7 protein-coding genes are annotated in these 15,057 nt (G+C 28.9%); 2 read left to right on the top strand and 5 right to left on the bottom strand.

Annotation, left to right across the window (positions count from 1 at the left end):
* Positions 1-7: 7 nt before the first annotated feature.
* The 4 genes from IPK88_06185 to IPK88_06170 all read right to left on the bottom strand — a co-directional run bounded on the left by IPK88_06185 (position 8) and on the right by IPK88_06170 (position 9,299).
* A complete protein-coding gene (locus tag IPK88_06185) occupies positions 8-1,366 on the bottom strand; it encodes a hypothetical protein (protein ID MBK8242992.1) in 1,359 nt (452 codons plus the stop codon).
* A 177-nt stretch (positions 1,367-1,543) separates the two neighbouring features.
* A complete protein-coding gene (locus tag IPK88_06180) occupies positions 1,544-2,539 on the bottom strand; it encodes an aspartate-semialdehyde dehydrogenase (protein MBK8242991.1) in 996 nt (331 codons plus the stop codon).
* A 204-nt stretch (positions 2,540-2,743) separates the two neighbouring features.
* On the bottom strand, positions 2,744-5,992 hold the full coding sequence (locus tag IPK88_06175) for a gliding motility-associated C-terminal domain-containing protein (protein ID MBK8242990.1): 3,249 nt from the start codon (positions 5,990-5,992) through the stop codon (positions 2,744-2,746).
* A 64-nt stretch (positions 5,993-6,056) separates the two neighbouring features.
* On the bottom strand, positions 6,057-9,299 hold the full coding sequence (locus IPK88_06170) for a gliding motility-associated C-terminal domain-containing protein (protein MBK8242989.1): 3,243 nt from the start codon (positions 9,297-9,299) through the stop codon (positions 6,057-6,059).
* Between the two features lie 701 nt (positions 9,300-10,000).
* On the opposite strand from IPK88_06170, the gene IPK88_06165 reads away from it, so the two are divergent.
* Both IPK88_06165 and IPK88_06160 read left to right on the top strand, forming a co-directional pair.
* A complete protein-coding gene (locus tag IPK88_06165; GenBank protein ID MBK8242988.1) occupies positions 10,001-12,601 on the top strand; it encodes a lamin tail domain-containing protein in 2,601 nt (866 codons plus the stop codon).
* 22 nt (positions 12,602-12,623) lie between these two features.
* Positions 12,624-13,571 carry an endonuclease/exonuclease/phosphatase family protein gene (locus IPK88_06160; GenBank protein ID MBK8242987.1) on the top strand — a complete coding sequence of 316 codons (948 nt, stop codon included), beginning with the start codon at positions 12,624-12,626 and terminating at the stop codon, positions 13,569-13,571.
* Here IPK88_06160 and IPK88_06155 read toward each other — a convergent pair.
* A complete protein-coding gene (locus IPK88_06155; protein ID MBK8242986.1) occupies positions 13,555-15,033 on the bottom strand; it encodes a polysaccharide biosynthesis C-terminal domain-containing protein in 1,479 nt (492 codons plus the stop codon). The two genes, IPK88_06160 and IPK88_06155, sit on opposite strands and share 17 nt — an antisense overlap.
* Between the last annotated feature and the right edge of the window lie 24 nt (positions 15,034-15,057).

Raw genomic sequence — 15,057 nt, 5'->3', positions numbered from 1 at the left:
TGATTTACTATTCCTCTTCCCTTTTTTCCTCTTCCGTCAAGGGATTAGAAATATCCGTTTTGTTTTCTTGTTGATCATCCAAAGTTTTTTGTGCTTCTGAATTCTGAATATCGGATTGATCTTTATTTTCTAATACTATTTTTTTATTCCTCCTACCTTCCTTTATTTTGGCTGCTGCTTGGAGTAATTTTTCCTCTTCAACCTGAATGGCATCTTGGGCTGTTTGAATTTCATTAGTAATTTTGGCTTTAATTTTATTTTCTTCCTCTTTTAAACGGGCATTATCTAAATTTTTTTGTTCTTGTCTTTCAGCTCTTTTTTTAATATTTTCAGTTACTTTTTCAAGATTCACTTTAGTTTTTAATAATTCTTCCAGTTTTTCTTGCTTAGATCGAATCCTGTCTTCAATCATTCTAATTTTAGCAACTCTGATTTGAGATTCCAATTGTTCTGTAGTCGTTTGAATTCGTTTCGTTTCATATTCTATATCTTTCCGATCTCGAGATATTGAACCTTCCATTGTCCGAATAACTTGAATTAATCCTTTATATCTTTTATTAATTCGTTCTTCTGTATTCGATTCTTGGTTAGTAGCGCTTTTTGTTTTATGTTCTCTCTTTTCTCTAATTAAATTGAATAATTGATCAATTCGTACAAATATTAAATCTCGATCTTCTTTAGTCAATGTAAGAGCTTTATACTCACTTTGTATATCTTTTAATTCATTAAATAAAGGCTGTAATGCAGATCCATTATTAATTCGTTCCTCTATTTTTTCCAGTTTTTTAATAATTCCAGAGGCCGTTTCTTTAGATTTTTGAGAAAATTCATTCGCATAAATCTTCCGAAGTTTTTTGAGTTCTTCAAATAACGAATTTGACTTTTCCCTTAATGAATCAGAATGATCTCTTAATAAATTTTTATCATAAATATGCTTTTGTACATGTTCCCAAAATTGTTTCAAATCATTCCATAAATCATTGTCATATACTTCTAATCTTTTTATTTTATTAGAAAGTTCTTCTAAATCATTTTTAAAATTTCTGTATAATTTTGACGACAAAACCACAAAATGCCATTCCATTTGCGCTCTTTGTATTACATCCGTTCTTTCAACACGTAAGTCTTCTGGAAGAATACTTTCTGACATTGTTAATTCTATTGTGCGTTGGACCGTTTCCACTGGCATTTCAAGATTTGCTCCTTCTCGCCATTGACTCATCATTTGATTATAAAAATGTTCTGTACATAATTTCTCAGGTATGATATTAATTTCAATCTTATTATCATCTACATTCAAAGAAATTCCTAAAAGTACTTTTTCATCCTCTGCGTTTGTTCCCCAAATAACCAATCTTGTTCTCATCTTACTCGCTTATATTATTATTTCAATAATTTTAAATATTTGATTTTTTTATACTTTTTAATTTAATAAATGTAACTTAATATTAGCAAAAATCTATCCAAATCAGGAATAAACAAAGGATATTGACTCCTTTTTAATTAAAATTTCCTTTCAATTTTAATTTATAAAAAAATAAAATTATATATAATGTTGATTAACAATATATTGAGCTATTTGGACAGCATTTGTTGCAGCTCCCTTTCTAAGGTTATCCGCACAAATCCATAGATTTATAGTATTGTCTTGTGATTCATCCACTCTAATCCTACCAACTAAAACTTCATTTTTTTCCTTAGCTTGCAATGGTGTCGGATATATGGATTGCTTTGGATTATCCATTAAAATGACCCCTTTGGTGTTATTTAAAATTTTTTTTATTTCATTAATCTCAACTTGATTATAAAATTCAATATTAACAGATTCTGAATGGCCTCCATGAACTGGAACGCGAACAGCAGTTGCTGTTATTCTAATTTGATCATCATTTAGTATCTTTCGCGTTTCGTTAACCATTTTCATTTCTTCCTTTGTATAGTCATTATCTATAAAAACATCACATTGTGGAATGCAATTTTCAAATATAGGATGCGCATAAACTCTATTTTCTAGGCTATCCTTACCATCTCTTTCAGTTTCATATTGATGAACTGCCTTCATTCCTGTTCCCGTAAAGGATTGATAGGTCGAAATAACTAATCTTTTTAATTTATATTTTGAATGGAGTGGGTTCAAAACCATAACTAATTGTATCGTTGAACAATTTGGGTTTGCTATTAACTTAGTTTCTTGATTTATCACATTTGAATTAATTTCTGGAACAACCAAAGGAATATCTGTTTCCATTCTAAAAGCTGAAGAATTATCAATTACAAAACAACCAACCTCTACAAATTTTGGTGCCCATTCTAAAGATGTGCTTCCACCTGCTGAAAATAAGGCAATTTGTGGTTTCATATTAATCGCCTTTTCCATACTATAGATCGTATATTCCTGTCCCTTCCAATGGAGGGTTTTTCCTACGGAACGATCAGAAGCAACCGGAATTAATTGAGAAATTGGAAAATTAACTTCCTCAAGTACATTGAGAATCTTTCTTCCCACCATTCCTGTGACTCCAACTATAGCTACTCGCATTATCTACTTTAAAATTTTCTATTTAAACTGTAAAAATAAGACTGTTTCTGCCATTCTTACAACTTTAATTTATGCCATTTATAAATTAATTGTTAAACCTATTAATTGAATTGAAAATAAGAGGTAGATACTTTCTTTCCTTTAATAATATAAAATATTATAACAAGATCGTTTTAAATATAAAAGAATCATTAAATAAAATACTCATCTTAATAATGTAATTTCCCCAAATAATTCAACAATATCCTTTTCTGTTTTCACCTGTGCATAATACACATACACACCAGGTGTTAATTCTTGTGAATGGAATGTTCCATCCCATCTTGAATTCGGTGAATTAATTGGTTCGTTAATCGCTTCAAATATCTTCTCGCCCCATCGATCATATATGACTAATGTTTTTACTATAGATCCCTCTTCGCCTTGGATGAAAAAATAATCATTTATTTGATCTCCATTTGGAGAGATTACATTTGGTGCATATACTTTTTTAGATTTCTTTATTCGTATATATATAGAATCTAAACTTATACATCCATGTTCATCAATTCCTTGACTATATATCCATGTGTCTTGATCTATCAATATTTCTATTTCATTACAATTTATACAATTGCTGATATTTTTTGGTGTCCAATAAATATTAACCAAAGTCTTGTTCGTTTGCAAATTAACTTTTACTCGCGTACCGCTTTCTATTTCCTTGTCCTGTCCTAATTCTGTTTTTAATTCTTCTGGATTTACAAATTCTATTTTCACTGAATCACTATAACATGATCTTTGATCCTTTATATATATTTCATACCTTCCACTAGCTAGGTTTGTAATTTCATTTTCATTGTTATAGTTTGTTCCATTAACATAAAGTTCATACGGTTCTTTAAAATCGCTACTATTTAGAATTCTAATTTTGCCGTTTTTTTCATTATAACATCCTATAGAATCTATTGCATATTCCAGTTTTAATGGACGATATTGTATATCGCTGTAAATAATGCTATCACATCCAATTCTGTTTTTTAACCACGTTGTATCTTTTCTTGTTTTTGATAAATCACAAGTATATTGACTTATTTCAACCATGTCTCCTGCTTTAAATCGGTAATCAGTAATAATTAAACTATCGCATAATTTTGTAATATATCGAGCAGTGTCGATTCCAATTTTCAATACATCACAAGTGTACTGAATAATATGATTTGTGTCTGAAGGAATAAATGTTGTTACGGTTTCTATTATACTATCACACCCATAACTATTTATGAGTACCTCTGTTTCTTTACCTGCCTCTGATAATTTGCATGTCGTTTTTACAATATTTATATAATTCGTTTTTGCCAATTGTTTGGTTTCAATAACGATACTGTCACAACCCAATCGATTGATTAATTTCTTTATAAATACACCAACTTCATTGGAATCGCAGGTTAATCCATCAATCCTCGTACTATCTAATGGAATTCCAATATGATCTGTGATTATCAGACTGTCACAATTAGCTGTTACTATTTTGTTCGTGTCTATATAAGATTGCAATAAACCACACTCTTGCTTAACTAATCTTGTAATCTGTTGGGCTCGATAAATGGTATTTATTACTACTATACTATCACAACCCAAATTATTTATAAAATGATTCGTTGTAGTTCCTTCCATTGATTTATCACAACTTATTCTTTCAATTTTTACACTGTCTCTTCTCAACGGTATTTGTTCTGTGATGATTAATGAATCACAAAATTGACCTTGTAATATAATGGTATCCGTTTTATATTGAGTTAATTGACAATCATATTTTTTGATTATATTTTGATGTTTTGCTTCTATTTTATACTGCAAAAAAATAATTGAATCACATCCATATACATTTGTTAATCGTAGGGTATCCAATATTTTTTGACTCGAGTCACAAGTCATTCTTATTAATACTACACTATCTGAATTTCTTTTTATCCTTTCTGTGATTACAACACTATCACATTCACTAGTATGATAAATAATGGTATCTTTTGAATTTCTAATATAACTACATGAATAATCTGTAATTTGAAATGTATCATTTCCTGCTCTATAGCTAAAACTTGCCATACTGCTATCTATGTTTCCACATCTATCTGATGTATAAAACATTACATGAATTGGGTTTTTTGTTATATCCCCATCATATTGATAGCTCATAATCACAGTATCACAATCTTTACCAATTGTTGAATTGCCATAACTTTGTAACCACACATTTAATGAGTCTAATTTATTGGGCTTACATACAATATTCTTGTCTTGTGGTCTGATAACAAATTTTGGAATAATTGTATCTCTTACAATAAAATAAGCACTCTCTTGATTTTCTTGTCCACACTGATCTGTTGCTATAAAATCAACCTTAACACTATCACAACTTTTATTTAGAGTATGATTAATTACTTGTCTCCAACTCACTTTATCACATTCATCTATCGCAATTGCATTCCCATTTAATTTAATCCAATCATTAAATTCTTTTGTGACATCTTCTTCACAATATACCATTTTACTCTCAGGCAATTTTATATATTGGGGTGGATTTTTATCTATAATGTCAATGATTTGTTCTTCGTTATTAATGTTGCCACACGCATCTTCCATTCGCCATGTTCTGGTAAGTTTTTTATAGCATGGATTTATAATTTCAATCTTTTCTGTAAAACTAACTTTTGGATTTACATCACAATTATCACTAAACATTAATGTTGGTGTCGCTGGTACATCTTTTTCACATGATACCTCAATATCCTCTGGTGGATTAATGACCATTGGTTTTTCTAAATCACCTGGACATTCAAATATTTTAATATCATCAATTAATACTCCAATTCCGCCTGAAGTGGTTATTCCACTTATATCTTTAAATTGTAGATTAGTACTAGAGGCTTGAGCCGTAAAATTATAAGAAGCTTTAAGCCAAATACTATTTCCGGGATTCCCTGCTGTCCAATTAACGTTTAACCATGTGCCGTTTCCTATACTCAAATTGGCTATAAATCTTCCTGGTAAATTGAATTTTGCATAATAAAATTCAATTGTGTAAAGGAAGCCCGGTGTTAAACCCGTTAATGGATAAATCATAGTACCTGAAGAACCTGGGGAACCAAATAAATCTACATAATTTGAAGGTCCATTTGGATTACCAGAACTAGTATTAAAATAATGTTCTTTATCAACATGGTCAATTGCTCCTGAAATGATCAACCAATCACCCAATGTACTTCCTACTTGATAATTATTAAACCATCCTAAAGGTGGTAGTGGACTTAATTCAAAATCTAATCCTGGAAAATCTAATTCTTTTGGACTGCCACAACAACATTTAACTTGAGCTGACAATATTTGAGCAAAAACAGCAAATAATAAAAATAAACTAATAATAATTATATCATTTTTAATTTTGTAAGAATTAATTTTAATTTTTTTCAAAATTCTTTTTGTTTTCTATTTTTATTAGTGAATTGAATTATTATATTCTTTATTCATTGATCTATTATTTTAATAGTGTTATTTCACCGAATATTTCATTATTCTTTCCCTCAGTCAGAACTAGAGCATAATACACATAAACACCAGGTGTTAATTCTTTTGAATGGAATGTTCCATCCCATCCAGAATTTGGTGAATTAATTGGCCTGTTAATCGCCTCAAATATCTTCTCTCCCCATCGATCATATATGACTAATGTTTTTACTATAGATCCCTCTTCGCCTTGGATGAAAAAATAATCATTTATTTGATCTCCATTTGGAGAGATTACATTTGGTGCATATACTTTTTTAGATTTCTTTATTCGTATATATATAGAATCTAAACTTATACATCCATGTTCATCAATTCCTTGACTATATATCCATGTGTCTTGATCTATCAATATTTCTATTTCATTACAATTTATACAATTGCTGATATTTTTTGGTGTCCAATAAATATTAACCAAAGTCTTGTTCGTTTGCAAATTAACTTTTACTCGCGTACCGCTTTCTATTTCCTTGTCCTGTCCTAATTCTGTTTTTAATTCTTCTGGATTTACAAATTCTATTTTCACTGAATCTCTATAACATGATCTTTGATCCTTTATATATATTTCATACCTTCCACTAGCCAGGTTTGTAATTTCATTTTCATTGTTATAGTTTGTTCCATTAACATAAAGTTCATACGGTTCTTTAAAATCGATACTATTTAGAATTCTAATTTTGCCGTTTTTTTCATTATAACATCCTATAGAATCTATTGCATATTCCAGTTTTAATGGACGGTATTGTATATCGCTGTAAATAATGCTATCACATCCAATTCTGTTTTTTAACCACGTTGTATCTTTTCTTGTTTTTGATAAATCACAAGTATATTGACTTATTTCAACCGTGTCTCCTGCTTTAAATCGGTAATCAGTAATAATTAAACTATCGCATAATTTTGTAATATATCGAGCAGTGTCGATTCCAATTTTCAATACATCACAAGTGTACTGAATAATATGATTTGTGTCTGAAGGAATAAATGTTGTTACGGTTTCTATTATACTATCACACCCATAACTATTTATGAGTAACTCTGTTTCTTTACCTGCCTCTGATAATTTGCATGTCGTTTTTGCAATATTTATATAATTCGTTTTTGCCAATTGTTTGGTTTCAATAACGATACTGTCACAACCCAATCGATTGATTAATTTCTTTATAAATACACCAACTTTATTGGTATCGCACGTTAATCCATCAATCCTCGTACTATCTAATGGAATTCCAATATGATCTGTGATTATCAGACTGTCACAATTAGCTGTTACTATTTTGTTCGTGTCTATATAAGATTGCAATAAACCACACTCTTGCTTAACTAATCTCGTAATCTGTTGGGCTCGATAAATGGTATTTATTACTACTATACTATCACAACCCAAATTATTTATAAAATGATTCGTTGTAGTTCCTTCCATTGATTTATCACAACTTATTCTTTCAATTTTTACACTGTCTCTTCTCAACGGTATTTGTTCTGTGATGCTTAATGAATCACAAAATTGACCTTGTAATATAATGGTATCCGTTTTATATTGAGTTAATTCACAATCATATTTTTTGATTATATTTTGATGTTTTGCTTCTATTTTATACTGCAAAAAAATAATTGAATCACATCCATATACATTTGTTAATCGTAGGGTATCCAATATTTTTTGACTCGAGTCACAAGTCATTCTTATTAATACTACACTATCTGAATTTCTTTTTATCCTATCTATGATTACAATGCTATCGCACTCATTAGTACTATAAATAATAGTATCTTTTGAATTTTTAATATAACTACAAGAATAATCTGTAATTTGAAATGTATCATTTCCTGCTCTATAGCTAAAACTTGCTATACTACTATCTATGTTTCCACATCTGTCTGATGTATAAAACATTACTTGAATTGGGTTTTTTGTTATATCCCCATCATATTGATATCTCATAATTACAGTATCACAATCTTTTCCCGTTCTTGAATTGCCATAACTTTGTAACCACACATTTAATGAGTCTAATTTATTGGGCTTACATACAATATTCTTGTCTTGTGGTCTGATAACAAATTTTGGAATAATTGTATCTCTTACAATAAAATAAGCACTCTCTTGATTTTCTTGTCCACACTGATCTGTTGCTATAAAATCAACCTTAACACTATCACAACTTTTATTTAGAGTATGATTAATTACTTGTCTCCAACTCACTTTATCACATTCATCTATCGCAATTGCATTCCCATTTAATTTAATCCAATCATTAAATTCTTTTGTGACATCTTCTTCACAATATACCATTTTACTCTCAGGCAATTTTATATATTGGGGTGGATTTTTATCTATAATGTCAATGATTTGTTCTTCGTTATTAATGTTGCCACACGCATCTTCCATGCGCCATGTTCTGGTAAGTTTTTTATAGCATGGATTTATAATTTCAATCTTTTCTGTAAAACTAACTTTTGGATTTATATCACAATTATCTGAAAACGTTAATATTGGAATTATAGGTATCTCTTTGTCACATGAAACTTCAGTATCCTCTGGTGGATTATTGACCATTGGTCCTTCTTGATCTCCTGGACAAGAAAAAATTTTAATGTCATCTAGCAACATTCCAATTTGAATTATAGAAGAACTAGATCCTGTATCAGTAAAAGATAATACCGAAGTTGTTGCTTTTGCTATAAATGAATACGTTTTCTTCAGCCACACAACATTTCCTGGATTATTTGCTGTCCAGCTAACATTTAACCAGGATCCATTTTCTATTTTTAAATTTGCTGAAAAATTTCCATTTGCGGTAAACGTTGCATACCAAAATTCAATATAATATGTGTTGCCTGGAATAAGCCCTGTTAATGGGTATATTACCGTTCCGGCAGCTCCACCTGTTGGTGGAGAACCATATAGATCCATAAAAGTCGAAGGACCATTCGGATTACCAGAACTAAGTCCTCCACAGTAATCCTTGTCTCCATGATCGACTGCTCCTTGGGTTACAATCCAAGGCCCAAAAGAACTAACCGCTGTATATGGAATAAAACCTAAGGGAAGCGGATACGGGTCAAATTCAAAATCCAAACCGGGTAAATCAATTTCCATTGCTGCTCCACAACAACATTTGAGTTGGGCTAATACGCTTTTGCTGCTAAAAAATTGAAAGATGATAGTTCCTAAAATCAATCGAAGAAAATATCTATTACTAATTTTCATTTTTAGAAATTACATATTTTTTATATTGAAAATAACCAAATATTAATTTAAATATGGTATGAATTGTAAAATTAAAATATTTTATATGAATGGTCTAATCTGACTATTCAAATCCTAATAATATATAATCAATTTCATTGATGTCATGTATAAAGCTATTGCTAGAAGTAAAAATAACTTGTTTTAAACAACATTTTAAATAAAAATTGAAATCTAGATAACAAAAACAGATATTTTAGGATAAGCTCAATAAATAGTCACACTTTTTTTAAGGAATATTCATGATAAATTTAAAATTAATTATATTGACTCTAAATATCTTCTGTATATCCAATCAATTTTATTCAAATAGATCTAATTCATTTCCTTTTTGTAAATCTTTCCTTTTATCCGTATTTTTTAATAATTCTCTTAGAAATAAAAGCCTTCATATCGAAAATTATCTTTTTAATCCCATTTGATATCGATATTAAAATTTATTGAAAGAAAACCCATGCCGCCATTAAAAAATTTAAATAGATAATATAAATTGAACTCATTTAGCAAGGTATATAATGATAATTTAAATTGTACTTAGATAGTTATAAAAGCAGGAATTCGATTTTGCTATTGACTGATAGAGAATTTTGTAATGGTATTCAAATTAAGAATAATTTTGTCCTTCCATAACATTCATGTATTTTTACTAAATTTATTTGGGTATGTATAAAATATTACGATTCTCCCTGATAATATTTGAATTGTTACCTTGCTTTGGCTTTAGCCAGTGGAATGAAACCTTCGATAAAGATAATTTACTTGAATGGTCCGGTGATACTTCGAATTTTATAATAAATAATTTGCACCAGTTAAATTTACAAGCCCCTTCAGCCGGGAAATCATTTATCTCTAGACCATACCAAAATAAGGATGAATTGATAACATGGGAGTTTTTTGTCAATTTACAATTTGCTCCATCTTCTTCAAATCTAGTCAGAATTTATTTCTTAATGGATCAATCTCAACCTTTATTTAATTCTACTTACTTCATAGAAATAGGAGAAACAGGAAATTTGGATAAATGGAATTTCTTTCTCAAAAATAATTCTAATACTATTTTACTTGGTTCAGGCACTATAGGCAAATTATCTACTGATCCATCAATCTGCCGTTTCAAAATAAATAAAGCTACGGATACAACTTGGCGCATAGAAACAGATTATTCAGGAGGCTCTAACTTTAATTTTGAACAACTAATACTAGATACCTTTTCTGTGCAAATTTCTAATGCCCTTTTTGGTTTAGAGTGTAACTATACTGAAACAAGAAAAGATAAATTTACTTTTGATGATATCTTAATTTATCATTCCGGGATTGATACCTCTGCCCCTGAAATTATTTCTGCAAAAGCAATTTCTGAAAATAAGATACTCATTCAATTCAATGAACCCATTGATTTGTTATCTTCATTATTAGTTTCAAATTATACTGTACCCACCATTGGAAATCCGGATTCAATCATTTTTCTCAGTGGTTCAAATTCTATTTATGAACTTGCATTCTCGAAATTTTTTGTTTCAAATCAAATATATCATCTTGAATATCATAATATAGAAGATTTAAAAGGCAATACCAATTTTAATATAAAAGAGATACCATTTACTTATGAAAAAATAGAAGAGCCCATTAAAGGCGATCTGTTAATTAATGAATTTTTAGCTGACCCTTCGCCATCTATAGGTTTACCAGAAGTAGAATTTATTGAATTAATAAATACAACACATAAAAAATTAAACTTACAGGGTCTCTCCGTTTCAGATGGTGGTTCTTCAAAAGCTCAATTTTCAAATAATATCATCAATCCGAATGAAATTATTATCTGTTGTCCGATTAAAGATACAAGTAGTTATAAATTGTTTGGTTCTGTCGTTGGTTTAAATAATTTTCCAAGCCTAAATAACTCAGGAGATTATATTATCCTAAAAAATTCAAAAGATGAAATTCTTGATGAAATTTATTATTCCGATTCTTGGTTTGAAACATCAGCTCAAAAAGAAGGAGGTTATAGTTTAGAATTAACCAATACCCTTCAATCTTGTAAAGGACAATTTGTTTGGAGGCCATCAAGCAGTTTAATTGGCGGAACTCCAGGTATGCCTAATTCATATACAACTCTTGTTAAAGATTCAACTGGTCCAATATTAATAGATGCTATTCCATTAAGTCAATGGGAAATTAAATTAAAATTTAATGAAGTCTTGGATATAAATAGCGCCACCAATCCATTGAATTATAATATTTTTCCATCACGATCTGTTGCCTCAATTGACTTAATATCATTTTCTGAAAATGAAGTAGTTATTTTATTAGATGAACCTTTAATAAATAGTATTTCCTATACCATTACATTAAAAGATATTTTAGATTGTATTGGAAATAAAATGATTACCATAAATACATTAATAGAATTACCATCCACTCCTGAATATAATGATTTATTGTGGAACGAAGTTTTATTCAATCCAAAGAGTGGTGGATCAGATTATGTTGAAATATACAATAATAGTAATAAATTATTATCGTTAGATCAATTATATATTTCTAACCCTTCATGGCAAAACAATTGGATTAAAATTAATAATGATAAATTAATTTATCCTCATACGTATTTAGCACTGGCCACAAATAAAAAAAACACAATAGAATCATATCCCCATTCTGATTCTTCATTAATCCTAGAATCATCTTTGCCCTTGTTGGATGATGACAAAGGATCTCTTGTCTTGTCCTATTTTAATAAAACTACATTCAAGTTAATTGATTCCTTTTCATATGACAAAAATTGGCACAATCCACTGTTAACTTTAACTGAAGGGATTTCTTTAGAAAAAATAAATCCTTCATTTGTTTCTGATAAAGCTCAAAATTGGCAATCAGCATCAAAACAAATTTATTATGGCAGTCCAGGATTAAAAAATAGTCAGTTTATAGATACTTTTTTAAATGATAAGCACAAGCTATATCAGTTATTAAATACTACTATTAGTCCAAATCAAGATGGATTTCAAGATGTGCTGTCAATTCAATTTAATTTGGATTTGGCCGGATACAAAATAAATGCAGAAATTTACAATCTATCTGGATTTCTTATAAAAACAATATCTCAAGATTTAATTGCTACAAAAGATTTTATGAATTGGTTTGGAGAAGACAATAATAATAAACCCGTTTTTTCTGGCAATTATATTTTAAATTTGATTTTGATTCATCCCAATGGATCAAAAAAACATTTTAAAGAAAATATTAAAGTAGATAATAACTAAAATAAAATATTTATCATTTTTAATGAATACTTTTTTCAATTCAATTAATAAATCTTCAATACAATGGACTGCAATAATTCTCATTTGTTTGATTACATTATTATTTGTACTTCCATTTGATTTTATATTAATAAAAAAAATATCTCCCTTTGCTATTTACTGGATGTATTTTTGTTTGTTTTTAGGGATATGTTGTTTGATGTTCAATCTGACTGATTTACTTTATGTTTCTTTTTCATGTTGTGGCTTAATTGCCTTGTTTTTATTAACCTCATTTAATTCTTCAATTCGGTTTTCGAATGAAGAATCTTTCAATTCCGTTAGCATTGTTTTTATTAACCCTACACTTGGAAATGAAGATTTAACATCAAATGTTTTTCTTTTTCAACAACTAAATCCAGATATAATTTGTATTGAGGAATTAACACCAGATTGGGTTGACTTTGGATTAAAAAATAAAACAAAATATCCTTTCCAAACCACACTACTCAGAGTTGATCCATTAGGTAAAGGCATTTATTCGAAATTGCCCTTTATTCATGTTGACACATTAAATTACCAAAACAAACCAATACTATTATGCACGATTCAAAATGAAAATAATGATAGTGTATGCATTGGTGTTTGTAATACGCCTCCTCCACTAACATTACGAGATTTTCAACGCCTAACTATTTACTTAGATTCATTTGCATTATATTTAAAGAAAAGCCCTAAACTACAATTAATCGCAACCAATTTAAATATCGTACCATGGTCGTCAGAATTTAGAACATTTAAAACAACATCAAATCTTTTCTCCAGTCGTCGAGATAATAATGAAGGCATCAATTCATCTTTTTTTAGTATCCCAAATAACGAAATATTATTTTCTAATTTAGTCGAATGTACTTCTTTTTCTGTTATACAAGATTCTAAAAATAAAACTATCGGAATATTTGGTAAATATCAATTTAAAAAATCAAATTGACTTTTTTAATTTCATTGATATACACATAAATTGAAAAAAACACTATACATATTATTGAAATACAAGAAGAAAAAATAAAGCTAAGTTGAAGTAGATGATAAATTTCTTTTAATAGAAACACCATTACAATTACACTGATCAAATACAGGCTCATACGAATTAATGGATAAGGAATGGGAAATTTTTTCTGCCCTTGAACATATGAACAAATGGTAATGAATAAATATGTTAAACAGGCAATCCATGCTGCTGCATCAATACCAAAACGGGGTATCAATAAGATATATAAAATTATATTTAATAATAACCCGAACAGGCTAATTATTGAAGCCGTTAATGTTTTATCAGTTAATTTATACCAAGAAGAAAAATTGGTGTATATACCAGAAAAAATATTTGCGATTAATAATATGGATACTAAATGTATGGATCCCCTATAATTGGGACCTAATAATTGAGCAAAAACATCAATATATAAGCAAGTAAATAAATAAATAAAACAACATGTAATCACAAAATATAACGAGACCTTAGCATAGAGTTCTGGTGCCTGTTTGTTTTTTGCATGTCTAAAAAAAAATGGCTCTGCAGCATAATTAAAAGCAGTAACGAATAAATTCATAATAACCGCTAAACGCACAGCTGCAGCATATCCATCACTATTCGATAAATTATCAATTGTTGTCCCAGGTAATAAATATTTAAGAAAACTTGTATATCCATTTAAAATAATCGAATACGAAGTAGTGACAATAATCAAAGGCCATGAATACTTCAAAACCAACCCTGCCATAGTCCAATCTACTTTTAAAAAGCTTTCATATAATTCATGTCTTAATTGAAATATTGTCAGCAGACTGGAACATAAATTTGCAAGTAAAATATAATATAGTTTATCTGATGATAATTGGTCAGACGGTCTAAATTCAGGTTGAATGATACTTATTCCTTCGAAAACGAATAGAATTAAAAGGATATTGCAAATCACAGATGCAAGTTTTATCCAAGCATATTTTCGTGCTTGTTGCTTAAATCTTAATTTTGAAAAGGGTAATGAAGCAATTACGTCTAATACAATTATAAATAATCCAATAATAATATGTTTTTCTAAATGAGGATATTTTAAAAAACCTTTAATTGAATCAAAAAATAAAAAACAAATTATTAAAAATATTAAACTTGCAGACCAAACCATTTGAGAAGCAAGAGGATATATCTTTTTTTCATATTTCTCATCAGAAACAAACCTAAAAAAGGTAGTCTCCATTCTAAGTGTCAATATTCCTAGAAAAAGTCCAATATAAAAATATATGTCTTGATATATTGCAAAATAACCATCTTGATTAATAAAAACGCGATGTGTTAAGTATGTTGTAATCAATAAAAAATTGATGACTCGACTTAAGGAATAACTCAACCCATAAATAGCTGTTTCCTTAACTAAGGACTTTATAATTGACAATTTAAATTAATTTTTAGTAAAGAT

The organism is Candidatus Defluviibacterium haderslevense (genome assembly GCA_016712225.1).
GTDB lineage: Bacteria > Bacteroidota > Bacteroidia > Chitinophagales > Saprospiraceae > Vicinibacter > Vicinibacter haderslevensis.
This window is presented reverse-complemented; position numbering and strand designations above follow the sequence as displayed.